At 35.5% G+C, this 26,023-nt stretch carries 25 protein-coding genes; 10 read left to right on the top strand and 15 right to left on the bottom strand.

Translation table 11 applies throughout. From position 1 onward, the window contains the following. The gene (locus LS70_RS03110) at nucleotides 1-2,550 is read right to left on the bottom strand and encodes a hypothetical protein (protein ID WP_034289890.1); all 2,550 of its coding nucleotides are present in this window, start codon (nucleotides 2,548-2,550) and stop codon (nucleotides 1-3) included. A gap of 163 nt (nucleotides 2,551-2,713) precedes the next feature. Here LS70_RS03110 and LS70_RS03105 point away from each other — a divergent pair, with 163 nt between their 5' ends. The 3 genes from LS70_RS03105 (at nucleotide 2,714) to LS70_RS03095 (ending at nucleotide 6,993) form a co-directional block, all read left to right on the top strand. Then, the gene (locus tag LS70_RS03105; RefSeq protein ID WP_034289887.1) at nucleotides 2,714-2,926 is read left to right on the top strand and encodes a hypothetical protein; all 213 of its coding nucleotides are present in this window, start codon (nucleotides 2,714-2,716) and stop codon (nucleotides 2,924-2,926) included. A gap of 127 nt (nucleotides 2,927-3,053) precedes the next feature. Next, nucleotides 3,054-4,337: a coproporphyrinogen III oxidase family protein gene (locus LS70_RS03100; protein ID WP_034289884.1), complete on the top strand. Its 1,284-nt coding sequence runs from the start codon at nucleotides 3,054-3,056 to the stop codon at nucleotides 4,335-4,337. Between the two features lie 19 nt (nucleotides 4,338-4,356). Continuing rightward, nucleotides 4,357-6,993 (top strand): calcium-translocating P-type ATPase, PMCA-type, encoded by a 2,637-nt coding sequence (locus LS70_RS03095; RefSeq protein WP_034289881.1) that lies wholly within the window; start codon nucleotides 4,357-4,359, stop codon nucleotides 6,991-6,993. 1 nt (nucleotide 6,994) lies between these two features. Here the strand turns inward: LS70_RS03095 and LS70_RS03090 are convergent, their stop codons facing one another. The 5 genes from LS70_RS03090 to LS70_RS03070 are packed head-to-tail and all read right to left on the bottom strand — an operon-like array spanning nucleotide 6,995 to nucleotide 11,305. Beyond that, nucleotides 6,995-9,103, bottom strand: coding sequence for an ATP-dependent helicase (locus tag LS70_RS03090; protein ID WP_034289878.1), 2,109 nt, complete (start codon nucleotides 9,101-9,103; stop codon nucleotides 6,995-6,997). Nucleotides 9,104-9,130: 27 nt separating this feature from the next. Further along, nucleotides 9,131-10,045, bottom strand: coding sequence for an energy transducer TonB (locus LS70_RS03085; protein WP_034289876.1), 915 nt, complete (start codon nucleotides 10,043-10,045; stop codon nucleotides 9,131-9,133). Beyond that, nucleotides 10,035-10,526 carry a hypothetical protein gene (locus LS70_RS03080; protein WP_034289873.1) on the bottom strand — a complete coding sequence of 164 codons (492 nt, stop codon included), beginning with the start codon at nucleotides 10,524-10,526 and terminating at the stop codon, nucleotides 10,035-10,037. The genes LS70_RS03085 and LS70_RS03080 overlap by 11 nt, the downstream gene beginning before the upstream one ends. After that, entirely contained in the window at nucleotides 10,523-10,882 is a 360-nt protein-coding gene (gene fliN / locus LS70_RS03075; protein WP_034289870.1) for a flagellar motor switch protein FliN, read from the bottom strand. Before fliN ends, LS70_RS03080 begins: the two co-directional genes overlap by 4 nt. A gap of 9 nt (nucleotides 10,883-10,891) precedes the next feature. Continuing rightward, nucleotides 10,892-11,305 carry a hypothetical protein gene (locus LS70_RS03070; protein WP_034289867.1) on the bottom strand — a complete coding sequence of 138 codons (414 nt, stop codon included), beginning with the start codon at nucleotides 11,303-11,305 and terminating at the stop codon, nucleotides 10,892-10,894. 163 nt (nucleotides 11,306-11,468) lie between these two features. Here LS70_RS03070 and recA point away from each other — a divergent pair, with 163 nt between their 5' ends. The 7 genes from recA to LS70_RS03035 are packed head-to-tail and all read left to right on the top strand — an operon-like array spanning nucleotide 11,469 to nucleotide 17,277. Further along, a complete protein-coding gene (recA, locus tag LS70_RS03065; RefSeq protein WP_034289863.1) occupies nucleotides 11,469-12,497 on the top strand; it encodes a recombinase RecA in 1,029 nt (342 codons plus the stop codon). A gap of 13 nt (nucleotides 12,498-12,510) precedes the next feature. Continuing rightward, on the top strand, nucleotides 12,511-13,785 hold the full coding sequence (eno, locus tag LS70_RS03060) for a phosphopyruvate hydratase (protein ID WP_034289860.1): 1,275 nt from the start codon (nucleotides 12,511-12,513) through the stop codon (nucleotides 13,783-13,785). Continuing rightward, entirely contained in the window at nucleotides 13,785-14,030 is a 246-nt protein-coding gene (locus LS70_RS03055) for a hypothetical protein (RefSeq protein WP_201273955.1), read from the top strand. Before eno ends, LS70_RS03055 begins: the two co-directional genes overlap by 1 nt. Beyond that, the gene (locus LS70_RS03050; protein ID WP_236096430.1) at nucleotides 14,027-14,851 is read left to right on the top strand and encodes an AMIN domain-containing protein; all 825 of its coding nucleotides are present in this window, start codon (nucleotides 14,027-14,029) and stop codon (nucleotides 14,849-14,851) included. Before LS70_RS03055 ends, LS70_RS03050 begins: the two co-directional genes overlap by 4 nt. A gap of 19 nt (nucleotides 14,852-14,870) precedes the next feature. Continuing rightward, nucleotides 14,871-15,329, top strand: coding sequence for a shikimate kinase (locus LS70_RS03045; RefSeq protein WP_236096429.1), 459 nt, complete (start codon nucleotides 14,871-14,873; stop codon nucleotides 15,327-15,329). Next, on the top strand, nucleotides 15,326-16,375 hold the full coding sequence (gene waaF, locus LS70_RS03040) for a lipopolysaccharide heptosyltransferase II (protein WP_034289852.1): 1,050 nt from the start codon (nucleotides 15,326-15,328) through the stop codon (nucleotides 16,373-16,375). The genes LS70_RS03045 and waaF overlap by 4 nt, the downstream gene beginning before the upstream one ends. A gap of 38 nt (nucleotides 16,376-16,413) precedes the next feature. Next, a complete protein-coding gene (locus LS70_RS03035; protein ID WP_034289849.1) occupies nucleotides 16,414-17,277 on the top strand; it encodes a menaquinone biosynthesis family protein in 864 nt (287 codons plus the stop codon). Between the two features lie 17 nt (nucleotides 17,278-17,294). Here the strand turns inward: LS70_RS03035 and LS70_RS03030 are convergent, their stop codons facing one another. The 9 genes from LS70_RS03030 to LS70_RS02990 all read right to left on the bottom strand — a co-directional run bounded on the left by LS70_RS03030 (nucleotide 17,295) and on the right by LS70_RS02990 (nucleotide 25,950). Beyond that, nucleotides 17,295-17,744, bottom strand: a complete 450-nt coding sequence (locus tag LS70_RS03030; RefSeq protein WP_052083395.1) for a DUF1104 domain-containing protein — start codon at nucleotides 17,742-17,744, stop codon at nucleotides 17,295-17,297. Nucleotides 17,745-17,830: 86 nt separating this feature from the next. Then, nucleotides 17,831-19,156, bottom strand: a complete 1,326-nt coding sequence (locus LS70_RS03025) for an RNA polymerase factor sigma-54 (RefSeq protein WP_034289846.1) — start codon at nucleotides 19,154-19,156, stop codon at nucleotides 17,831-17,833. Then, nucleotides 19,153-19,875, bottom strand: coding sequence for an LPS export ABC transporter ATP-binding protein (lptB, locus tag LS70_RS03020; protein ID WP_034289843.1), 723 nt, complete (start codon nucleotides 19,873-19,875; stop codon nucleotides 19,153-19,155). Before lptB ends, LS70_RS03025 begins: the two co-directional genes overlap by 4 nt. Next, entirely contained in the window at nucleotides 19,875-20,282 is a 408-nt protein-coding gene (gene tsaE, locus LS70_RS03015; protein ID WP_034289840.1) for a tRNA (adenosine(37)-N6)-threonylcarbamoyltransferase complex ATPase subunit type 1 TsaE, read from the bottom strand. The genes lptB and tsaE overlap by 1 nt, the downstream gene beginning before the upstream one ends. 8 nt (nucleotides 20,283-20,290) lie before the next feature. Next, on the bottom strand, nucleotides 20,291-22,102 hold the full coding sequence (locus LS70_RS03010; protein ID WP_034289835.1) for a DNA polymerase III subunit gamma/tau: 1,812 nt from the start codon (nucleotides 22,100-22,102) through the stop codon (nucleotides 20,291-20,293). A gap of 57 nt (nucleotides 22,103-22,159) precedes the next feature. Then, a complete protein-coding gene (locus tag LS70_RS03005) occupies nucleotides 22,160-22,831 on the bottom strand; it encodes a response regulator (RefSeq protein WP_034289832.1) in 672 nt (223 codons plus the stop codon). Next, nucleotides 22,828-24,438 (bottom strand): sensor histidine kinase, encoded by a 1,611-nt coding sequence (locus tag LS70_RS03000; protein WP_138109319.1) that lies wholly within the window; start codon nucleotides 24,436-24,438, stop codon nucleotides 22,828-22,830. The genes LS70_RS03005 and LS70_RS03000 overlap by 4 nt, the downstream gene beginning before the upstream one ends. A gap of 100 nt (nucleotides 24,439-24,538) precedes the next feature. After that, complete coding sequence (locus tag LS70_RS02995) at nucleotides 24,539-25,132, bottom strand: pyridoxamine 5'-phosphate oxidase family protein (RefSeq protein ID WP_034289827.1); 594 nt, start codon at nucleotides 25,130-25,132, stop codon at nucleotides 24,539-24,541. Between the two features lie 278 nt (nucleotides 25,133-25,410). Continuing rightward, nucleotides 25,411-25,950 (bottom strand): DUF6033 family protein, encoded by a 540-nt coding sequence (locus tag LS70_RS02990; protein ID WP_034289825.1) that lies wholly within the window; start codon nucleotides 25,948-25,950, stop codon nucleotides 25,411-25,413. Between the last annotated feature and the right edge of the window lie 73 nt (nucleotides 25,951-26,023).

Here is a 26,023-nt window from a genome sequence, read left to right as displayed (position 1 = left end):
TTATTTTGGGTGTCGGACGCTTCCATGATAGAATGGAGTGCAAGCCTTAGCCTCTCCTTGTCCTAAAACCGGTTCTGTTGCAATTTCTGCTCCCTTTTTTAGCTGCTTAAAGATAGAATTTGCAAGATTGACCGCAGTTTTTACCGTAGTTTGCGTAATCTCAATTTTAGGATTATCTAATGTGCCTTTGATTTTTTGGGAATATTTTGCACAATCTTTTTCATCTAATAACCCAATGCTAAAATTTTCAAACACGTTATTGTTAAGGTTTATTGCGCCAATTGCTGCGATTCTTGTTTTGCCTGTCGCAAACGCAACATCTTCTGCATTTGCAATTCCATTTTTAAGCGCAAACTTTGCTTCTAGCTCTTTAATCACGCTTTTGGTATCTACGATTGCATTTAACCCCATCATTCCTACACTACTTCCTTTTGTCGCTGCGATACCCAAAGGACCAGCAAGCACAAATGCCCCTACATCAAGGAGATTGATATTGTTTGTATTTTCAAAATTTTTAGCAAGTGCGTCAATATCAATGCTATAAATTTCTAAATTTTTAGTGTTAAGCTCAACGCCTCCATTTAAATGTTTGATAATACTTTTTGCGTCATTTCCTTTGACAACTAAATCCGCATTTAAATTTGCGATTCCACCTTTGACAAACTTGCCATTATCTGTGAAATTTGCAATTTTCTTAATATCTAAATTTGCACCTTTAAGTAAAAGCTTTTCATCTTTTAGCACAACATCTAAATCCCCAAAATCTCTATTTTGCACAATTAGGCTTGGGATATTGTTTGCATAGCCTGCGCTTCCACTAAGTCCAAAAGCTCCTTTTAGCGTCATAGACAAAGGATTGATATTTGCGATTTCTGGTGTGCTTAGCGCAAAATCTGTGGAATATGCGTTATTTTTTAGATTGATTTTTGCATTTTTGATTGCTGCTTTAATCTCTTGCCCATCTATATTTAACGCCGCTGTGCCACTGCCATCTTTTAGCTTTCCTGAACCCTCTAATGCAAAGCTTAAATCCTTTTTAAACTCCATTCCGCTAAGTTTGTTTAAAGTCGCTTTTGCTAGGGTGATTTGTGGAGAATTTAGGCTAAAATCTGCATCAAAACTAGAATCTTTAAAGTTTGTCAAATCTGCTTTTGCATTTAAAACACCTTGTGCGTTGTATTGTAAAAGCCCTGCAAGTTTTTGTAAGTTTAGCCCTTTAATATCTGCTTGCACACTTTGTGGAGCATTGTTTTTTAAGACTGCATTTGCAAGCAATTTAGAATCAAACAAATCACTATTTGCCTGCACTTTTAAATCTTTAGAGTCCCCACTTACAGAAGCTTTAAAGCTGTTATTTTGCGCTAAATGCAAGCCTTGATAAGTCAAGTTTGCGAGATTTGCGTCTAATTCTCCTTGCACTTGATAATAGAGTTTTTGTAAATCAATCTTATCAACAACTGCATTTAAACTCACGCTACCATCTAGCACATAATCTTTCATATCGACATAACTAGACGCGAGATTTACAAGTTCTTTTAGACTTAAATCTTTTGCATTTACTTTTATATTCTTAGGTGTATAGTTTGGCATTACAATATGCGCTAAAATTGGATTTGTAACTGCTTTTAGTGCGAGGGTTGCCTCTTGGTTTGTGATTTTGCTAGATTTTAAATGCACATCAGCAAGCAGCGGAGTTTTTAGCATAAAATCGCCAAATCCGATATTTTTTAGGCTGATTGCTATATCTCCATTGCTTGAAAAGTCTTTTATATCTGCTTTTAAATTTTGGGATTCCACATTTAAATAACTAGAAGCCACAAGCAATGCAGTCGTGATACTATCGCTTTTTGCTGCACCATTAATCGCAAGTTTAATAGAATCGCTAGGAAGCACAAGCCCATAAGTTTTGCGCAAAAGTGCAATATCTGGAGTAATTGCATTTGAAGCGATATTAAATCCTCCACTTGGGGCTTGTAGGTTTGAAATATCCATATCTGCATTTAATAGGATTCTACCTTTTGCATATTTTGGTTGCCCTAAAAAGGTTAGCAAGGATTCTACATTGATTCCCTCTTTACTATTTAAAAATAAGCGTTTGGGCTTAAAGTCTTCCAAACTCACATCTGCTACAATCTTGCTATTAAACGCATCAATATCTGCTTTAACTTCTAAATTCTTAGATTGCTTTATCACATTACCATTAATACCAACACCACCATTTAAGCGCATTCCTATAAGCTTTTCATAAAGTGCTAAATCTTTAATCACTGCGTTAATTTTTGCATTTGTGTTGAGCGTAAATAAAGAATAATCCCCGCTTAATGCAATTTGGGATTTTTGTTTATCTGTAATTGCAAACGCATAAGAGCTAAACCCTAACTCAAAATGCGTAAATTCTAAACCAATAGGGGCTTGTTCATTTGCAATTTGTGTGATTTTGTCTTTTAAAAACGCATTCCCACTGCTTGAAAACAACCAAAAAGTCACTCCAAAAAGAATGACCAAAACTGCCACAATGCCTGCTGCAAAAATCTTTAAAAATTTTTTCATTCCATACCCTTAATAACTAACTTAAAGCGCAATTTTAACAAATTATTGCAAACAATTCGCTACATAAATAAAATTTTTATCCTTTAGTATTTTCTAAAAAGTGTCGATATATAATTTGTCTTTCTTTTTAAAGAAATGATAAATCATAAGAAAGGAGTCTATTATGATTTCAGGTATTGACAGCGGAGCAGTAGCATCAAGTGGAAATCTAAACGTTCTTAAAAAAGCAATGGATAGTGAAGAAGCATTGATGAGTTCCATTATTAATGGCATGCAAGGTGCGCAAGGAAATCTACAAACAGCACAAACTCCGAGCCAACAAACACAAACACAAGCTCCGAGCCAAAGCACAAATATGCTAGATATTATGGCATAACTTAAAGCACTTTAAGTGCTTTAAGCAATCCTTAATATCAGATTCTTCATTTCTACTTATTTTAGTTTAAAAATATCCTTATATAATTCCGCGCAAATTAAATCCTTTATATAAGTTTGATTCTTTAATGATACGACAAAATTTTTCGACTTTGTTAGTAAATTCTGTAATGCGCTATGCGACAGAAAAATATCTACACTTACAATTAAGCGAATGCACAACACTCCCAAAGCCAAATCCTAAAAAAGTGCAAGATAAAAGCTATCTGCTTTATATGCACATTCCCTTTTGTGCGACACTTTGCACATATTGTTCTTTTAATCGCTTTTTGTTTCAAGAAGACAAAGCAAAGCTATATTTTGAAAATCTGCGCAAAGAAATGCAAATGGTAAAAAATTTAGGCTATGATTTTAGCGAAGTTTATGTGGGGGGCGGCACAACTTCTATTATGCCTGATGAACTTTGCAAAACTTTAGATTTAGCTAAATCTCTTTTTAGTATCCAACAAGTTTCTTGTGAATCTGACCCTAATCATTTACAAAGGGAAGTCTTAGAGCAATTCAAAGGAAGAATTGATAGGTTATCTGTGGGCGTGCAAAGCTTTGATGATGGAATCTTAAAAAAAATCGGACGCTATGAGAAATTTGGCAGCGGGGAAGAAACTTATAAAAAGTTAGAAGCCGCGATTGGAATCTTACCGATTTTAAATGTGGATTTGATTTTTAATTTTCCCAATCAAACACAAGAAATGCTTGCAAAAGATTTGGAAATTATTCGCTCACTTAAACCTAATCAGCTTACTACATATCCTTTAATGTCCTCTCCATCTGTAAAGAGCCTCATTAAACGTTCTATTGGGGAAGTGGATTTGCAAAATGAAGCAAGACTTTATGCACAGATTTTAGAAACTCTCTCTAGCGATTTTATTCCTTTATCTAGCTGGGCATTCTCGCATAAAGGCAGTGAAATTTTTGATGAATATGTTGTCAATAATGATGAATATGTTGGGATTGGTTCAGGCTCATTTAGCTTTATTGGTGGCACATTATATGTCAATACCTTTTCTCTCAAAACTTATGCGCAGAGAATCCAAAGCGGGAAAATGGGTGTAGTTAGAGAGCGCAAATATTCTAAAAAGGCGCAATTGCAATATCGTTTGATGGTAGAGCTTTTTGGGGGTGAGGCAAATATTGAGCGATTCTGGACGCTTTATGGTGTGAATTTAGAAAAAGCCTTATTTAAAGAAATTACTTTTTTATGCCTAAGTGGTAATATTTTTAAAAAAAATAATGCTTATTATCCGACACAAAAAGGAAAATATTTGTTTTTGTCTATGATGAAAGAGTTTTATATTGGAATGGATAGAGTGCGTGAAGAATCTCGCGCTATGCTAAAAGAAGAAGATATGTAAGCACACACAAGGAGACGCTTTGAAGACACTTTCACATCTTATACAAACCTTTCACACGCATTTAGATAATGGGCTAACCACAAAGCAAGCAGAAGACAATAAACAGCAATTTGGCGAAAATATCTTTAGCAAAACTCCGCCACCAACGCTTTTTAAAGAACTTCTTGAAGCTTTTAAAGAACCCATGATGCTATTGCTGCTTCTTGCGGCATTTTTGGCACTAGGCATTAACACTTATGAATACCTAACTCACAATCAAGCAAACTTTTTAGAATGTGTTGGAATCTTTATTGCGATTTTTCTCTCCATTGGAATCACATTGCTTATGGAAAGACGCAGTCAAAAAGCTTTTGAAACACTCAATGCAATCACACAAGGCAATAAAGTGCGGCTTTTGCGTGATGGCAAAATTGTGCAGATTCCACAAGAAGAAGTCGTCGTAGGAGATATTATTTTTTTAGAAAGCGGGGATAAGATTCCAAGTGATTGTGTGATTCTCCACGACCAAAGTCTTTTAAGTGATGAATCTAGCCTAAGTGGTGAGAGCGTGCCAAGCCTAAAGCATTCTTTGCAAGAAAATGAAGAAATAACAAACACAACAATGCTTTATAGGGGTTGCTTCATCACACAAGGCAACGCAAAAGTCCTATGTATTGCCACAGGCGATAACACAGAATTTGGCAAAATCGCGGCTGCTTTGGATTCTAAGCAAAAATCCACCACCCCTTTACAAGAAAAGTTAAAAGTCTTAAGCGGCAAAATCACGCTTTTTGGCGCTAGTGCTGCAATGCTTGCCTTTTTTATTCAAATAGGATTCTTTATTTTTAGGGGAGAAGTTGCATTCCAAAACATAACACAAGCTTTTATTTCTAGCATTGTTTTAATCGTCGCTTCTGTGCCAGAGGGCTTACCCACAATTGTAGCAATCTCACTTGCGCTTAATATTATCAAAATGTCCAAGCAAAACGCACTTGTCAAAAAACTTGTAGCCTGCGAAACTATCGGCTGTGTGAATATTATTTGTAGCGATAAAACAGGCACACTTACGCAAAATAAAATGACTTTAGAACATTGCTTTTTGTATAACCAAATCATCACCCCTGCTTCAAATTTCACAAACACGTCTTTAGAGATTCCATTGCAACATTTCTTAGAAAACTGCGCGCTAAATTCTACTGCTGACCTTGCGCAAAACCAGCAATTTATCGGCAACCCAACAGAATGTGCCTTGCTCGTGTATGCCCAAAAATTAGGATTTGATTATAAGCTTTTCCGCGCAGAAGCAGAGATTCTACACTCCTTTCCTTTTTCTTCACAAACAAAAAATATGACCACAATAGCGCGATTCCAAGATAGGCTAATGTGCTATTCTAAAGGCTCACCAGAGAAGATTTTGCAACAATGTATTTTGCAAGATAACCAAGATTTGCAAAGCATAAAAGAACAGATTAAATCCTATCAAGCCCAAGCTTATCGCGTGATTGCCTTTGCGCAAAAAGTGATTCCACAAAACACAGATTCTACAACTTTGGAGCGCGAAGAGTTAGAATCTAAAATGCAGTTTTGCGGATTTGTCGCGATTGCAGACCCATTGCGTGAAGATGCTTATGCGGCAATTATGGAATGCAAAAATGCAGGAATCAGCCTTAAGATTCTAACAGGGGATAACCTAGAAACCGCAAAAGCAATAGGCAATCAGCTGCATTTGCTTCATGAAAATTCTATTGCGATTGAAGCACAAGAGATTGAAAAACTAAGCCAAGATGAGCTTTTAGAGATTCTGCCAAATATTACGATTATTGCACGTTCAACGCCAAGCATTAAAATGCAAATTGTCAATGCCTTAAAAGCGCAAGGAAATGTCGTCGCACTAACAGGAGATGGAATCAATGATGCCCCTGCTTTAAAGCACGCTGATGTTGGAATTGCTATGGGGATTAATGGCACAGAAGTGTCCAAAGAAGCAAGTGATATTATCTTATTAAATGATAGTTTTGCAACGATTGTAAAAGCCGTAGAATGGGGGCGCGGAATCTATCAGAACTTTCAACGCTTTATCCAATTCCAGCTTACCGTTAATCTAAGCTCTGTGCTTATCGTGTTGGCTGCTGTTGTTTGCGGATTTACCGCGCCTTTTAGCGCATTGCAACTTTTATGGGTTAATCTCATTATGGACGGACCACCCGCACTTACATTAGGCTTAGAACCCGTCTCTAAAGATGTGTTAAACCAAAAGCCTATTAAGCGCAATTCTAATATTATCACGCGCAATATGCTATGGCTTATTATAGGCAGTGGAATCTTTATCGCAGTCATTTGTTTATTGCAATATTTTACGAATTTTTTAGGTGCGCAGGAGACGCAAAAAGGAAGCGTGCTTTTTACACTTTTTGTTGTTTTTCAGCTTTTTAACGCCTTTAATGCAAGAGAATTAAGAGAGCAAAGCATTTTTAAAAATTTCTTAAATAATCGCTTAATGCTAGGAACTTTTGTGCTAACTTTTGCCTTGCAAGTGCTTATTGTAGAATTTGGCGGAGAGGCGTTTAAAACAGAGCCTTTGGAATTGCTATTATGGTGCAAAATCATTTGTGTAGGATTTAGCGTGATTCTTTTAGGAGAGATTCTGCGCTTTTTTATGCGCTTTGGTGATAAATAAATTACACTTTGGTAACATATCCGCTTAGAATCTCGCGCACTAATCCTCCAAAATTAATTTTTAGTTTAAGCTCCTTTCCGCTTTTGCTAACTTCTAAGATTCTGCCTGCGCCAAAAATTTTATGCATAACACAATCCCCTCTTTTAAAGGAATCTGCGCTTGATTCTTCTTTTGCTTTTTCTTTAAAACGCCTAAACTCACTCACACCACTTTCACCTAAAAAGCGTGAAGGAAGCAAGCTTGCACGATTTCCGCGATAAAACCTAGAATCAACATAACTTAAAAATAACTCTTTTTTAGCGCGTGTAAAAGCGACATATCCGAGTCTTCGCTCTTCTTCAATATTGCTATCTTCTCTTACAAGTGGAAAAAAACCCTCTTCAAGCCCGATAATAAAGAGATAATCAAACTCTAACCCCTTGCTAGAATGCACACTCATACAAGAAACGCCTTCCACCCCCTTACTCTCTTTGCGCATTTCTACATCTTCTTGGTCGCTTCTTAAAGCAAGCTCATTTAAAAAATCTTCTAATTCCATTAAGGGATTTTGCTTGATAAACTCTTTATACACTCCATAAAATTCCTCAATATTACTCACTCTATCTATTGCTTCATTGCTTTGATTAAATGCTTCACAAAGCCCGATTTTTTGCTCAAATGCGTCAATAAAATGCAAACTTGATTGTTTTAAATCTTCTTGCAAACTTAGTATGATGGAGAAAAACTCTTTAATGCTATCATAGGCTTTTTTGCTAATTGCTCCCTTTAGGATTCCGCTTAACTCCCCTTGCGCAGAATCTTCGACAAAAAGACTATAAATGCTTGTTTCGTGCTTTTGTGCAAGTTGTGCAATTTTATCAAGCGTTGTTTTTCCAATTCCACGTTTTGGCTTGTTAATAATGCGCATAAGCGAGAAATCATCGTCAAGATTTATAAGCAAGCGAAAATAACTTAGCACATCTTTAATTTCACTTCTTTCATAAAAACGAATCGCCCCCACTAAAATATAGGGAATCCCAGCGCGATTAAACCCTTCTTCAAGGGAGCGCGAAAGTGCGTTTAAGCGAAATAAAATCGCAATATCTTTAGGGCTTACTCCAGAATCTAAAAGCTTTTGAATGTTTTTAACAATCTTTTGCACTTCTTCTTGCTCATCACTTGCATGCAAAATCTCTATCTTTTTGCCTTTGCTTAATGTGCTTTTTAGCTCTTTACCCAAACGCTCTTTATTGTGCGCGATGAGTTTATTTGCTGCTTCTAAAATTGTATGTGTGGAGCGATAGTTTTCTTGGAGTTTGATAATTTTTGCACCCTTAAAATGCTCGCTAAATTGCAAAATATTTTGGATATTTGCCCCACGCCAACTATAAATGCTTTGGTCATCATCACCCACAACACAAAGATTTTGATGTGTCAAACATAGGCATTTTAGCAGCAAATATTGCAAAGGGTTTGTATCTTGGTATTCATCAACCATTATGTATTGGTATTTTTGGCTCACTTCTTTTGCGATTTCTGGATTTTGCTGCATAATCTCTAAAGGCAACAACAGCAAATCATCAAAATCTACCATATTTTTTTGCAACAAAAACTCCGTATAGCGTCCATAAACTTTGGCAATATGTTTATACGTATCATTATGTGCATTTTTTAGCGCGTCATTTGGAGAGATTTGAGAATTTTTATAACGCGAAATTTCGCTAAGCACTAATGCAAGGGGAGCTAAATCTCCATTTAACTCTTTAACAATCCGCTTAGTATCATCGCTATCTGCTAAAATAAAATTTGCTTTGCGCCCTAAATGTGTGATATAAAATTTCAAAAACAATAATCCAAACTTATGAAAAGTGCAAAGCAATGGTGGGTGCATTGTCGTGCTTTTAATCATTCCCAAAGCGCGTTTTTGCATTTCGCTTGCGGCTTTGTTGGTAAAGGTAAGTGTTAGAGTATTGCTAGGTGGAATCCCAACTGTGTCAATTAAATAGGCAAGGCGCGCAGTAATCGTCTTTGTTTTACCGCTTCCAGCTCCTGCTAAGATTAAAAGTGCGCCTTCAATAGTCGTTGCTGCTTCATATTGACTAGGATTTAAATCCTTTAAAAAATCTTGCATATCTTACCTTTAAAACACAAATTATATCTAATAAATCCTATACATCACACGAATACGGATTTTAGTTTTCTCGCTTGGATAAGGATAATCTTTGTATGCGATTCTAACAGTATGCAAAGAATTATCATCAAGTAGCGTATAACCGCTTGAATGCAAGAGTTTTAAATCTGTAATATCGCCATTTGGGTGCAAATAAAATTCCAAAACATTATCCCCCTCTTGCCCGATTCTCCCGGAGATTGCAGGATATTTTAAATACCTTTGTGTAATTTTTCCAATTTTATCTAAATTGCTTCTAATAAACTTTTGCGCACTTGGGCTAAGAGAACCAAACTCGATTCCATATAAATCCTTAATCTGCTGTGTTTGCTCACTCACTCCAAAATCATAAATTGAAGGCGATGAAAGATTTTTTTCTAACGCGCTTAAACTTGCTTTGGAAGCCTTTGAAGCTTTGCTTGCTTTAGACGCTTTAGAATCTTGGCTTTGTTTTTGAGCTTGTATTACTTTTGTAGCTTCTTTAGCGGGTTTGGGGATATTTTTAGATTCCATTTTGGATTCTGCTTTTTGGGTAATGCGCGGTTTATCTTGCTGTTGTGGCTTATTTTGTTGCTCTTGCTTAGCGACTTCTTGTGTTTTAGGCTGTGGAATCTCTTTTTGCGCGTCTTGCCTTTTTTGTTCTTTTTGCCTTTTAGATTCTATGCTTGCTAGAGATTCTACACTTTCTTTAGAATCTTTTTGGGATTGTGCTTCTGCATTTTGAGACATTCTCCCTTCATGGAATCTAAAATGCTTCAAACTCACGCGCTCTCCGCTTTCGCTTCCCATTGGAGGAGGATTATAAATATTTTCAAGTTTTTCTTCAAAACGCAAAAAAACAAGCAAAAAAAGAATAAAATGTATCAGTAAAGAAAGAAAAAGGGCAACTAAATTATTTCGCATTGTTAGGGTTATCTTGCTCTAGCATATCCTTAAATGCACTTTTAATTTCATAAGAATCAATCAAAGTCGTATCATTAGAATTTAAAATGACTAAATAGCGTTTGTTATACGCTTCAAAAACAATCAATTTACTTTGCACATTAAGTGTTGTTACAGACTGCACTTCTACACTATCTTCGGATTTTTCTAAAGTTTCTTTGTTAAAGAATCTCAAAGGATTTGCGCCGTCTTTTAATCTTGGAGTATTTAGGCGATTTTTCACAAACCATAAAAAAACAAGCAACCCTAATAAAACTAAAATGACGCCAAAATATTGAACTCCATTGATTCCTTCAAGCGGAGATTTTCCTGTTTCAAAGGGGAACATTTTTTGCGATTCCTCTAAAGGTGGCAATAATAAAGAATCTTGTAGCAATGTCGCATTATTTGCAAATGCAAAGATTCCACAAAAGATTAACAAAAGATACAAAAAAATCTTCATACTGTGCTAATACTCTCTCTTGTAAGGTAATAAATAATCGCATTAGAATCTAAAATTTCATTCACACGGATTGCAAGGTTTTTTTCATACACCATAACTTCGCCCTTGCCGATAATCCGCCCATTAATAAAAATCTCTACACTCTCGCCTGCTGGCTTTTGTAAATCAATAATAGAACCTTTTTCAAACTGCAAAATTTCAGAAAGAGGAATTTTTGCAGCACCTAGCTCAGAACGGAATACAACTTCCATATCTAAAAGCCCGCCATAGTTATTAATAATCCCTTCTAAGTAACGTGCTAAATCCTCTTGTTTGGGTGCTTGTATTTTAGCAAGCGTAAATTCATCTGCTGGCATATTTTTCCTTTATAAGCGCATAAACAACGAGCAAGGCGCGCCCTCTAATGCAAAATTTAAGCAGCTATATTGTGCATCTTGAAATTCACCAAAACCAAAAACGCGCGGTGTTGTAATATTAAATTTCACATTTTCTTTCACAGCCAATACTTTTGCTAAACCAATCGTTAAATTTGCTAATTCCTGTGATAAATCACGAAGTTCCAAATCATCAGACACATTCTCTCCAAATAAACCAAACCCTAAAGATTCCAAAAATTCCTTAGATGTTACAAATGTAATAGTATTATGTGTGCCGTTTTCAAATGTAATATCAATATTTGAAAGATACCCTTTTAAAAGCTTACCTTCAACGCGCAAAGGTGTCGCGCCTACTGTATCTTGCAAAACTTGTACAAAAGCTTTTTCGATAATCAAATCCATTTTATTACCCCTTCTTTTGTAAAATTTTGCATTATAGCTAAAATTTATTAAGCTTTATGTGAGATATAGAATCTTTATTGATTTGTTTTGTAAAAATTCCACATTATTGCGTTTTTTTAATCTTATTTAGCTAGAATAAAATTTTTATTCTTTAGGAGAAAAAATGGCTTTAGATGAAAATAAGCAAAAAGCAATTGAACTCGCGATTAAGCAAATTGATAAAGCCTTTGGCAAAGGCGCGTTAATTAGACTTGGTGATAAGCCAGTCGAAAAGATTGATGCGATTAGCACGGGTTCTTTAGGATTAGATATTGCATTAGGAATTGGTGGAATCCCAAAAGGAAGAATTGTTGAGATATATGGACCAGAAAGCTCCGGAAAAACAACATTAGCACTTCAAGTTGTAGCAGAATGCCAAAGAGCTGGTGGAATTTGTGCATTTATTGACGCTGAACACGCACTAGATGTTACTTATGCCAAACGACTAGGTGTAGATGTAGAAAATTTACTTGTTTCCCAACCAGATTTTGGAGAACAAGCATTAGAAATTTTAGAAACACTTACAAGAAGCGGTGGTGTAGATTTAATCGTGATTGATTCCGTAGCAGCACTGACACCAAAAAGTGAGATTGATGGCGATATGGGTGACCAACATGTCGGACTTCAAGCACGCTTAATGAGCCAAGCTCTCCGCAAAGTAACCGGTGTAATCCACAAAATGAATACCACCGTGATTTTCATCAATCAAATTCGTATGAAAATTGGAGTAATGGGTTATGGAAGCCCAGAAACAACAACAGGAGGAAATGCACTCAAATTCTATGCAAGTGTTAGGATTGATGTGCGCAGAATCGCATCACTCAAACAAGGTGAGCAAAATATCGGGAATCGCGTCAAAGCTAAAGTTGTCAAAAATAAAGTCGCACCACCTTTTAGGGGAGCGGAATTTGATATTATGTTTGGTGAAGGAATTAGCAAAGAAGGCGAATTAATTGATTATGGTGTCAAACTTGATATTGTTGATAAAAGCGGTGCTTGGTTAAGCTATGGAGATAAAAAACTTGGGCAAGGTAAAGAAAATGCGAAAGTATTTTTAAAAGAAAACCCAGAAATCGCACAAGAAATTGAAGAAAAAATTAAAGCTTCTATTTCTATCACTGATGATTTATCAAACGATGATACAGAAGAATAAATAAGGATAAAATATGATTTATATTGATGAATTAAGCGCGCAAGAAGTTTTAGATAGTCGTGGCAACCCAACAGTCAAAGCCACTGTTTTGCTAAGTGATGGAAGTATTGCAAGCGCGATTGTCCCAAGCGGTGCAAGCACGGGAAAACGAGAAGCTTTAGAATTGCGCGACAATGAGGAGCGATTCTTAGGCAAAGGTGTGTTAAAAGCATGCGAAAATGTGCAAACAAAAATTGCAGAAGAAGTTATTGGGCTAAGCCCTTATGATCAAGCTGCTGTTGATAATCTCCTTATCGCACTAGATGGCACAGAAAACTTCTCTAATCTTGGCGCAAATGCGACTTTAGGTGTCTCAATGGCAGTTGCTCGCGTAGCAGCAAAAAGCCTAAATCTACCACTTTATCGTTATTTAGGAGGAGCAAACGCACTTACACTTCCTGTGCCAATGCTAAATATCATTAATGGAGGAAGCCACGCAGATAACACAGTGGATTTTCAAGAATATATGATTATGCCTGTTGGCTTTGAATGTTTTAGCGAGGCAATGCGCGCAAGTGCAGAAATTTATCAACACCTTAAAAAGATTCTAAAAGATTCCAAACATATTACAAGTATCGGAGATGAGGGAGGATTTGCTCCTAATCTTAAAAGCAATGAAGAGCCTATTCAAGTGATTTTAGAAGCAGTAAAAAAAGCAGGCTATAAGGAAGGTGAGCAAATTGCGATTGCACTTGATGTCGCAAGTAGCGAATTTGTCAATGAAAAAGGAATCTATTGCTTAAAAGGCGAAAATAGAGAATTATGTGCAGAAGAACTGATTGAATATTATGAAAAACTTATCGCAAAATATCCGATTGTTTCTATTGAAGATGGATTAAGTGAAGATGATTGGAGCGGTTGGGAGAAACTCACGCAAAAACTTGGTAACAAAGTGCAACTTGTGGGCGATGATTTGTTTGTAACAAATGCTAAAATCCTAGAAGAAGGAATCGCAAAAAACATTGCAAATGCAGTTTTGATTAAACCTAATCAAATCGGCACGGTTAGCCAAACTATGCAAACGGTGCGCCTTGCACAACGCAACAATTATCGCTGCATTATGAGCCATCGCAGCGGAGAAAGTGAAGATACTTTCATCGCTGATTTTGCTGTGGCACTTAACACCGGAGAGATTAAAACAGGTTCTACTGCAAGAAGCGAAAGAATGGCAAAATATAATCGCCTTTTAGCAATTGAAAATGAATTAGGATTCCCTGTTTATTTGGGTAAAAAACTCTTTAGCAAATAATGGAATCGCTAGAGTTTAAAAGGGGAGGATTCTACAAGCTTCTACCCATTTTTAGCTTTATTTTGTTGATTTGTATTGTAGGTGTGTATATTGGGAATCTACTTTTTGGCAACAATTCCTTTAGCGTTCTTTTGAAAATCAACCAAAAGGAAATGCAAATGCGTCAAGAAGTAAATCGCCTAATGCACGAAAATGCAGCCTTACAAAAAGAACTTTTTGAATTGAAAGGATTGGAACCAAAATGAAATTTTTAGCCCTTATTTTAACACTTTTCTTAACGCTACTTAATGCAGAAGAAAATACGCAACCACAAAGCACTTTGCCAGAGATTCCAACTTTAAGCATAGACGCAAATAAACCCGCTCAAGATTCCACACAAACCCCACAAAATCAAGAGCAACTCAACCCATCTGCAAGTTCCATAGAACCAACAGGCATTATGGAAAATATGGCTACGCAAGAACTCATCAACACGCAAGAAAATAACATAACTAAAAAAGTGCGCGACCCTTTTACACCTATTATCACACCAAAAGATAGCGGGCAAATCACAAATACACCTCAACTTGATTTATTTACCAAAACTGAACTTATTTTGCCTTCCACCGCTAGAAAAATTAAGAAAATCACTTTAGAATATCAAAATTTAAATGGTTCTATCACGACATTAGAAAAAGAATTAGAAGGGGATATTGATTGGCATTTTCCACTCATTCTAAGCCAAGAAGTGCAACCAAAAACACCAAGCATTCCAAATAACGAAAGCTTTTCTTTGGAGGAGTATTTTAATTTTGACATCACAAAAAATAGCATCACATTAAAGACGCATTTAGCACTGATTAGAGATTTCACACTTGCTTCACCAACACGATTGATTTTGGATTTCAAAGCTCCAAACAAAAAACCTCTTAAGGCTTCTTTTGCGCCTAAGATTCCAACTATCCCACAAGTTAGCTTAGATACACATTTGGATTTTTATCGCATTACGCTAGATTTAGATGGGCAATACAAATACAATCTTACAAAAGACACAAAAATAGGAAACTATGCGATTGAACTCTACTAATTGCGTTTTAATAGGTTTTATGGGAAGCGGTAAAAGCACGATTGCAAGGACTCTTCATCAAGCAAGTGGCGCGCTTGCTTTAGATAGTGATTTATGTATTGCATATAATGAAAACCTAAGCATTACAGAAATATTTGCACAAAAAGGGGAATCCTATTTTAGAGAACTAGAAATGCAATTTTGCACCTTTGTCGCGCAAAATTTTCAGCATACTATTATTGCTACTGGGGGTGGTATGCCTATGTTTTGCAATGTTAAAGCAATGGGAAAGGTTTTTTATCTGCATTTGGAATTTGAAACAATTTTACAACGCCTAAGTGCAGAAGAAATTGCACAACGTCCGCTTTTTCAAGACAAAGATTCCGCGTTTAAGCTTTTTAATCAACGTTTAAAAATCTATCAAGATTCCGCACACCACTGCATTAACGCAAATCAAAGTGTCCAAAATATCACACAAGAAATTTTAAGTCTTTTATGAAGATTTTAATTAGAATCCCAAATTGGCTAGGTGATGCTGTTATGGCAACCTATGCGCTTGAAATTTTATTTGCTAATTTTAAAGACGCGCATTTTTATCTCGTAGGGAGTTCTGCGAGTGTCGCACTTTTCACGCATTATCCTAATGTTTCTACTTTTGAAGATACGAGCAAAAAAGGCAGATTTAGAATCTTAAATTTATACAAACTTGCAAAAAAGATTCCACCTTGCACACTTGGAATCACTCTCCAAAATAACTTTTTATCTGCATTGTTTTTATTCTTTAATGGTGCAAAATTGCGCGTAGGATTCTCCACAGAAATGCGTAGCTTTTTACTCCACCACCACCCCAAAAAACCAAAACAAATCCATGAAGCAATGCGCTTTGCCTTGCTCATTACCACAGCAATAAAACATTGCAATCAAGATTCCAACCTTATAGAAATCCCAAAAAAACTTTATCTCAAACCCCCATTTGCGCAAATATCTCTGCCACACACTTTTGCAAATTCCAAAATTGCAGGGATTAACGCAGGAGCAGCATTTGGGGCTGCAAAACGTTGGGAAGAAGCTTATTTTGCTAAGTGCATAGAATATTTAATTGCACAAAATTATAAGATTCTTTTATTTGGTGTAGAAAGCGAGAATCCTATTAATGCTACTATCTTAGAACTTCTACCACAAGAGCTACAACATAGCCAATCTATCATTAATCTAAGCGGCAAAACGGATATTCCAAACTTAATTGCTTACTTTTCCAAACTCAACTTTCTTTTAACAAACGATAGTGGTCCTATGCATATTGCAACAGCATTAAAGATTCCAACTCTTGCACTTTTTGGTCCCACAAATGCGCAAGAAACAGCACCATTTTGCTCTAGCAATGCGCACATAATTTCACTTGAAACTTTAGGAAAAAAACTTCCTTGTATGCCATGTATGCAACGCACTTGTCCCTTTCCTCAAAACTCTAAAGACTACCACAAATGTATGCACGACCTCACACCAAACCTAGTAATTAGCGAGATTCAATCCCTTATAAGCTAATTTTAAATAGAATCGCAAGCAAAACTTAGGAGATATTTATGAGAACCCTTCAAATTGGACATTCTCCAGATGCTGATGATTTGTTTATGTATTATGCGATTGCATTTGGGTGGGTGAACCATTCTAATCTCTCTTTTAAAAACTCTGCACTTGATATTCAAACACTTAATGAAAAAGCTCTTGAAGGCGTACTTGATATTTCTGCGATTTCTTTTGGCGTATATCCTTTAGTCGTGCTTGAACAAAGCTTATTAAGAACAGGGGTTAGCTTTGGAAATGGCTATGGACCAAAACTTATTAAGAAAAAGGGTAAGAATCTCAAAAAGAACTTCAAAGTCGCTCTAAGTGGAGCACACACAACAAATGCAATGCTTTTTAGAATTGCTTATCCAGAAGCTAGAATCATTTATAAAAATTTCTTAGAAATTGAAAATGCCGTTTTAAATGGGGAAGTAGATGCGGGTGTGCTAATTCACGAGTCTATTTTGCAATATGATGAAAGTTTGGAAGTGGAAAGAGAAATTTGGGAGATTTGGCAAGAATTAAACCAGCAAGATTTACCATTACCACTTGGTGGAATGTGTATTCGCCGCTCTCTTCCTTTAAGTGTCGCAATCACTTGTGAGCAAATGCTAACAAAAGCCGTCAAAGTCGCTCTAGAAAATAAGTCTCTCCTATCAAAAATGCTTCAAGAACGCAATCTCATTCGCGTGGATTCCAAAAAGCTTGAAACCTATCTTAATCTTTATGCAAATGAAGATTCTATAACACTTAGCCAAACGCAATTAAAGGCGATTAACACACTCTTTAAAATCGGTTATGACCACAAAATCTATTCACAAATTTTGGAAGTTGAAGATTGTTTGATTCCATTGGAATATGAAGAATTTCGCAATTCTTAAAAGGGAGAAACTCCCTTTTAATATCTAGGACAAGGGGCGCAATCTCTATGTGATCCTCCTGCTCCTCTGCCATAACCTCTACTATCTTTCCATCCATTTCTTTGGTGATGATAACCTCCTCTTAACAAGCCTTTTTCACGTGCTTCTTTAACACTCATAGTATCAATACGTTTTTGCATTTCTACCCTAATAGCATCACGATATTCTCTGCGTTCTTTCAGACTCATTGCATCATGTGCATTTCTTCTTGTTTGGTGCAATTTATCATAAAAAATCTCTGCATCTTTGACTTTCATCTCTTGTGTGCGTTTATGCACTTCCATTGTAAAATCTGGATAATCTTTTGGAGCAACATCACCTGACATTTCAATCAATTTTTCATTGCTAAGCTTTGAATAATCTGCGCCAAATGCACTCATACTTAACATACCTACTGCAATAACTGAAAGCAAAAATTTACTTTTCATTTTATCTCCTTAAATTTAAGATAACGCAATTATAAAACCTTAGTATGAAGTCAATCTAAAGTGTATATAAAGAGAATGTGAAGTTTTTAGCCTTCTACTTGCATTTTATAAAGCTTTTTACGGTCGCTTGAGCTTGCGATATTGAGTTGCGCACGATATTTTGCAATGGTTCTACGCACCATTGTAACTTTAAATTTCTCTGTTGCAAGCTTTAAAATCTTACTATCACTTAGTGGTTTTTGTTTGTTTTCATTGCGAATTAATTCTGCAACAAAGTCTTTGATTGTAGTATTTGAAGTATCTTCATCAATCGCAGTTGCAAAAAAGTTTTTAAGCGGAAAGATTCCGCGTGCGCATTCTAAATATTTATTTGAAATTGCCCTTGAAATCGTGCTTGTTGCATGTCCAAACTCATCTGCTAAATCCTTTAGCGTCATTGGTTTTATTTCTCCACCTTTAAAAAACTCATATTGATATTCCACAATCATAAGCCCAATTTTATACAAAGTTGCTTTGCGCATTTCAAGCGCATCTACAAGGTCTCGCGCTTCTTTAATTTTACTTTTAATAAACGCATCTTTTATGCTATTTTTATCATCTTTTTCTTGTTTTTGAATCATAATGCTAGGATAATATTTATCATTAATTTGCACTTGAATATTATCTTTATCTTCAAGCACTAAAATATCTGGAATCACAGCAACTTCTTTTTGAAAAAAATCTAAAGCTGGCGGATTCTTAAAACTTTGAATCGCTCGCATTGCTTTTGCATATAAAGGATTTTTCTTAAATTTTGTATGTTCTTGTAAATTTTGCAAAATCTCCAAACTAAGCTCATACACATCACTTGGAACATCTAAATGGTCAAGCTGGAATTTAAAAGATTCCACCACATCTAAAGCTGCAATTCCCGGTGGCTCTAAATAAGCAAAACGCAAACGAATTTTTTCGACTTCACTTGCTGTAATACTAACTCCTAATTCCTCGCTGCATTCTTGTGCGATACTCTCACAATCTCCATCAAAATATCCTTCATTATCAAGATTTTCAATAATTTTTTTGGCAATCTCTTGAGAGTTTTTTGTCGGAAACAATGGAGGTTCAATCTGATGTAATAGCACCACTTCAAGGCTTTCTTCTTGGATACAAAACTGCTCAATCCCATCTCCTTCAGTGCTTGTCCCTTTTGCGCCGCGCATTTTTTCTTGATAATTCTTTTTTTGTAATGCACTTTGATGACTCATTACATCTGCGATTCCAGATTTCACCTCAAAATAGGGATTTTCAACACCAAAAGCATTTAATGTTTCTTCTAAATCACTCATTCCACTTTGCAAAATAGGCAACCAGCTCTTTAGCGTTGAAGATAGTTTTGCTTTTAAAGTTGCAGAAGTCTGTGTGCGTAATTTCATACTTTAAAATGCTCTCCTAAATAATGTCTGCGCACAAGTTCATTTTGATAAATTGTGCCTGCATTTCCACTTGCTAGAAGCGCGCCTTTGTTGATGACATACGCTCTATCACATACACTTAGAGTTTCACGCACATTATGGTCAGTAATCAACACACCAATCCCAAATTCTAATAACTTTTTAATAATATTTTGAATATCAAGCACAGCAATAGGATCAACACCAGCAAAAGGTTCATCTAACAAAATAAACTTTGGCTGCTTGACTAGAGCGCGCGCAATCTCAACTCTTCTTCTCTCTCCTCCACTTAGATTTACACCCTTGCGACTACGAATAGGCTCAATATTAAATTCTTCTAATAACTCTTCAATGCGCTTTTCTTGTTCTTTTTCTTCATAAAAACAAGCTTCAGCAGCAATGCGCAAATTCTCTTCAACACTCAAATCTTTAAACACGCTAGATTCCTGTGGTAAATATCCAATTCCAAGTTGCGCACGTCTATGCAAACTTAGTTTTGTAATATCTTTTCCATCAAAATGCACACTTCCGCCACTTGCATCAAGAAGTCCACAAATAATATAAAATGTCGTAGTTTTTCCTGCGCCATTTGGACCAAGCAAACCTACAACTTCACCACTTTGCACACAGATTGAAATGTCTTTTATGATTTGTGTTTTTTTGATAATTTTATTTAAATGTTTTGCTTCTAATGTGTGCATTAATGTTCCTCTATGGTATATTTGCGCTTATTCCCTTGCGTGATGATTTTAATCTTCCAAAAGGACAAGCCAATATCTTTTAGTATTTTAGCTAAATTTTCATCACCCCATTCTATAAAATGCCAACCCTCTTTTTCAATTTCTTCTAAAAATCCTAAAGCAAAAAGTGTATTTAAATCTTTTTGATAAATATCATAATGATAGATTCCATTTCCATACTCAAGTGCGGTTAAATAAGTGGGCGAAGTTACATTTGCTTCTACTCCCAAAGATTGCACCATTTCCTTTACAAGTGTCGTTTTTCCGCTTGCTAAAGTTCCACTTAACAAATAGATTCCACGATTTTTTGGTAAATCTAGCATTTCTAACAAACATGGAATCTCATTTTGGGCTAAGATTAATTCCATCAGATTTCCTAATTAGATTCCATAGAAATTGGGCGCACTTTGACTTGTTTAATATCCAAGAGTTCTTGCGCACTTTGTAATAGCGGAGATTGCAAAGCCTCTGCAACTTCCTTTTTGGCTTGCTCTTGTGGAGTTATATTGCGCTCTTGTTGCACTGCATGTAACGCAACTTGTGGAGAAAGCTCTATCGTTGAATCTATCATCTTAGATTCCATAGTTTGTGGCTCTTGTATGGCTACTTGTGATGATTTTGTAGATTCTGTGCTTTGTGGAGTGCTAGGGTTGCTAATATTTTTAATTTGTGTTTGCATTCCAAAAACTTCTAACACATAATTTTTAATAATACTATATGCGTTAATCAAACGCTCGCGATTCTTATCAACCGCTAAAGTTTCCCAAGTTAGCACAGAATCTTCAAAACTCACAAAACGCACATCTTTGGCAAAAATCTCACCTAAGTCATAATTATGAGAAGAGATTTTTTGTCCAAGCAGTGTAAAAAGGGCTTTTGCATGTTCTTGTGAGGAATCTTTAGTTGTTTGATTGTTTGTTTCTGTTGTATGCTGCGATGCCTCCACTTTTGGAATCTCTTTGTGATTTGGAGTCCCTATTTGTTGCATTGTGGAATCTTGCAAGCTCTGCGATTCTGCAATTTTTGGTTGAACATTTTGCAAAGAATTTTCTAAAATTTTAGATTCTACCTTTTGGGATTCTGTTTTTAGCTCTTGTAGTTTTGGCAAACCTTCGAAAAAGCCTTTTTCTAAATTTTCAATCGCTTTATCAATACTTTCAACTTTCAAAGCCTCAAGCATCTTAAATGCACTTAATGTCAAAACAAACTCATTTTCACAGCCTAAAAACAACAATTCTTTAGCCTGTGTGATAATCCTAAAAAAGCGGTCTATGAGCAAACTTGAATAGCGCGTATCATCACCTTTTAAAAGCCTTTCTTTTAGAAAAATGCTCATTTCATCTAAAAGCATTCCGCATTCATATTCAAAAAAACCTTCTAATGTTTGCAAAAGTGCGTTTCTATCTTGGTTAAAAATACAATCAAAAAGCAGGCTTAAACTCTCCGCATTAATCAATCCTAGCATATTTGCGCAGACTTCTGCGGTTACATTATAGTTAGAATAAATAATAGCTTGGTCAAGCAAAGTAAGCGTATCACGCAAAGAACCTGCACCGCTTCTTATGAGCATTCCTAATGCTTCTTCTTGATAAGAAATCTGCTCGTGGTTTAGAATCTTTTTTAAATGCTCAAAAATGCTTCTATCTGAAATGCGTTTGAAACGAAAATGTTGTGTCCTACTTAGAATCGTAGCAGGCAATTTCAAAGGGTCTGTTGTCGCAAGAATAAATTTTACATACTCTGGTGGCTCTTCTAAAGTTTTTAATAGCGCGTTAAATGCTTCTCGCGTTAGCATATGCACTTCATCAATGATAAAAATCTTAAAATGCCCCATATTAGGATGATATTTGGTTTGCTCAATTAAATCTCTAATATCATCAATCTTACGATTAGACGCACCATCTAATTCCATAATATCAATATGACTCATTTTGTGAGGATTTGCAGCTAAGCAGTTTGCACACTCTCCGCAAGGTTTAGAACAAGGACCTTTTTCGCATTGTAAAGCTCTAGCAAAAATTCTAGCACTAGATGTTTTCCCGCTTCCGCGCAATCCTGAAAATAAATACGCATGCGATAAACGTTTGCTATCCAATGCTAAAGATAAAGTGCGACTCACTGCTTCTTGCCCAACCAACTCTTCAAAGCTCATTGGGCGATATTTTAAAGCCAATGCTTGCTGTTCCATTCCAAATCCTTAAAAGCGTAATTCTACACTAAGCAAGCCTAAATCTTTGTTAAGGTTTTATTCTTTGTATTGTGTAATATCAGATTGAAATTTGTAAATTTTGTTTTTTAAGCGCACCAATAACCCTGTATCAATGAGTTGTCGGAATGTTTTGACAACTGTTGGCTTGCTTACTCCCACTTCTTGCACAATATCTTCATACGAACCATAAAAAATACTTTCAGAATCGCTATGTTCAATGAGATATTTAATGATTTCTATCTTTTTTCCACCCACAAAAATAGAAATTGCATTGAGTAAAACATTTTGCATTTTTAACTCACTTGCTTGAAACTTTGGTAGCACTGCGCGCAATGTCGTTTTTAAAAGCTCTTCTACATCAATAGGCTTTAGAATATACCCATCTACACGTAGCTCAATACAATCAAGCAAATAGCGCGTTTCTGTATGTGCGGTTACGACAATGATTGCAACTTCTAAGAGAGGATTTTTGCGAATTTCTCTAATCAAATCGATTCCATTTAACTTTGGCATTAAAATATCAGTAATCACTAAATCAATGTTTTCTTGTTTTAAAACCTCTAAAGCTTCTCTACCATTGTGTGCAATAAAAAGTTTATCGACATAATCTTCAAGCACCATTGATGCAAATTTTAAAATATCTTCTTCATCTTCTACATATAAGACTTTAAGGTGTTTCAAAATTTTTTCATCATTTTTGCTAATCATTGTTTCTCCTTTTTAGCACTTAATGGAATCGTGATAATAAACTGCGCTCCACAAGTCCCATCTTTTTGCTTGCAATCTTGTGCGCATTCTTCCCCTTTGCACACAATATTAAACACATCATCATAGCGCACATTGCGCACTTCGATACTTCCTTGCATTTGTTTTTCTATAATCTGTTTAGACATATATAGTCCAATTCCTGTTCCTACAGATTTGTGTTTTGTCGTAAAGTAAGGTTCAAAAATCTTTTGAATATCATCAAGTTTAATCCCGCCGCCATTGTCCATAAACAGAATCTTAACACAATCTTTTGTGCTTTCATTTTTACTTTCACTTTCTTGTGCAATTTCTACTGCAATTCTAATTCTAGCAGGCATTACCTCACGTTCTTTTAGCACATCTTCAGAATTTTTTATAAGATTTAAAATCGCTTGAGAAAACGCATTCTTATAGCCAAACAACATAATATCATCTGCGCAATCTATTGTAATTGTAATTTCATTTTGCTTTAAAAACGCATCGACTAAAGAAATAGAATCTTGGAGATTTTCTTTAAGGTTGAAAAATTCTTTATCACTTGAAGAATTAAAAAAATTTCTAAAATCTTCAATCGTTTGAGACATTCTCTTAGCGATTTTTAGCCCATCTTCTACTTGAAGTTCAATAAATTCTTGTGTTAATTTACCATTTTGGGATTTAACTTTAAACGTTTGAATCAAAAGCATTAACGCATTTAAAGGTTGTCGCCATTGGTGTGCTATATTTCCTATCATTTCCCCCATACTTGCAAGACGTGCTTGCTGATACATAATTTGGTCTTTTTTGCGATTCTCTAGCACTTCATTATCAATCATCATTTGCAAAGAATCATTTAAGTTTTGTAGCTCTCTTGTTTTTTCATTGACTTTTTGTTCTAATGTTGCATGCAAATTTTTAATATTACGCAAAATCAAAAAGCTTAGCAATATAGTAACTAGCATAATTAAACACATAATCACCAAAATAGCTTTTTGTAGCATATTGTGCAAAGTGCTGTTGCGTTCCTTTTTGATTTCTGTAAATTGCAAATTTAAATGCAAAATCAAAGAAATTTTACGATTTAGTTCGCTAACGCTTTGTTGGATTTTATCACTAGAATACTCTAATGTTTTTGGTTGAAAAATCTCTAAATACGCATAAATTGCACTCTCTAAATCTTTTAGATGCTTTTCTAATTCCAACTTTTTATGCTCTATTACACCATCTTCAACAAAAAAGTAATAAGCATTAAACAAAAGATTTCCAGAATCACTAGAATCTAATAAACGACTTTGTGATTTTTCATAGAGATTCCATTGTGTAACAATATTATCCCTCGCCCCTAAAATCTCTGCACTATTTTGTGCAGTATGCAAAAGGGTTTGTGAAACATTAATAGCATCTCTTACTTTCTCTAAATTTACCAAAGATTGACTATGCTCCATAAACAATAAATCATAATCATACTTCAAACTAAAATGATACACAAAAGAAACAAATGCCAAAGACAGCAATCCAGAAGCAATATTAAATACTAAAATGCGTGCTTTATCCGCAAGCGTAGTCCCAAAAATATGAAATATATGCAAGTATTTTCCTAAAATTAATCGTTATGCTATTTTAGCCCTACAATTTTAACACCAAAAAATGATTATTCCAAAAATCTGCACAACAAACCCTCAATTTCTCTTAATGCTTTGTTGCAAATTTTTGCATGAGTTTGATTGTTTCTTCGTCCATTTTACCATTGCGATTCTTTAAATCTTGCACAATTTGTTCCCAATCCTCTGCTTTTAGATTCTGTCCAAACTTCGCTTTAGCACTTAAAGAAGAAATCAGCACTTTGCCGACAAAAGTCCCTCTCTCTTTGCCCACAAACTGCCCTTTTTCCATACTCATTGTTTGATTGTGTGGTTCGTATTTTTGCACCAAGCGCGTTAAAATATGCTTTTTCTCCTCCAAATCCTCAACCACGCAAAACTGCCCCTCTGCAAACACAGAAAAGAAAAATTGTGTAGGAATCATTGTGTGATTCAAAAAACTTGCAGGAATATACGCATAGGGCTTAGCACAGCTAAAAGAAACTTTAGGATTGTCTTTTAACAATGCATGTTTGCGCCCTGCTTTTGCGCCATGCAAATAAATCTTGGAATCCTCATAACAAAAACTAAGCGGAATCGCATAAGGAATCGTATCTGGGATTACAAGCGTGCCAAACTCAATTTGGTTTAAAAACTTCTCCACCACCGCCAAATCTTTACAATCAAAATCACTGCGCCGCATTTTAATCCTTCTAATCTCATTTTTAGGCTATCAAAGCCAAAAATTCACCAAAACTTTGAAAATTTACTTATTTTTCACTTTTTAGATTCCAAATCTCACTGCATTAAATGTTTGCAACAAACTATCACGCATACAAAAATGGAATCATAAAGCTTGATGAAGGGGAATAGCACCAAAGCCCCTCAAAACCTCAAAGTCTGCTTTGTGCTTTTTAAAAAACTTTGAGATTCTATTTCTAGCCCCTCTTAGCCTTTTACACCTTTTTGCAATTCTAAAGCTTAGGATTCTATATCTAAGAGGGATTTGGTTGTGATTTGGATAGAAACTTTGCTTTGCTTTTCATCTTGTTGTTTTTGCTCCTCTTTGGCTTTTTTCGCCTTAGCTTCCTGCTCTTTTTGTATTTTTTCTAGGTTTTCCATAAGTTTTTCCATAAATGATTTTTCCTCTTTTTTGCTTCCGCCCTCTACTATTGACCAAGCACTTAATCCACCATCTTCACCGATAATAAATCCACTCGCTTTGACTTTAGCACCTGTTAGCGTGGTGGTTGGTTGGCTTTTTATTGTTTCGTTAATATCGTAAATTAGGGCTTCATACTTCTCTTTTGTTTCTTTGTTTGTCGCCATTTGTTGTAAGATATTTGAGCTGATTGTGAGGTTGTTTGTGCCTTGTTGTCCGCCTCCATTGATATTTAAATCTTTAAACTTGCTTTGCAAATCTCTTAAAACTTCTGCTGCACTTTGTTTTTTAAATTCTTGAGTCTTAGCATAATCGTAAGCCGCGCTACTTACCCATTCCCCATGCAATGAAACCGCCATTTTATCTCCTTTTAAAGTTTATTCTAATATCGTCAAAAAAAGCTAAAAAATAATATTTACTTTTGCTTCCAAC

Source organism: Helicobacter sp. MIT 11-5569 (assembly GCF_000765695.2).
Taxonomy (GTDB): Bacteria; Campylobacterota; Campylobacteria; order Campylobacterales; family Helicobacteraceae; genus Helicobacter_D.
The sequence above is the reverse complement of the archived record's forward strand: the minus strand, read 5'-3'. Positions and strand labels throughout refer to the sequence as shown.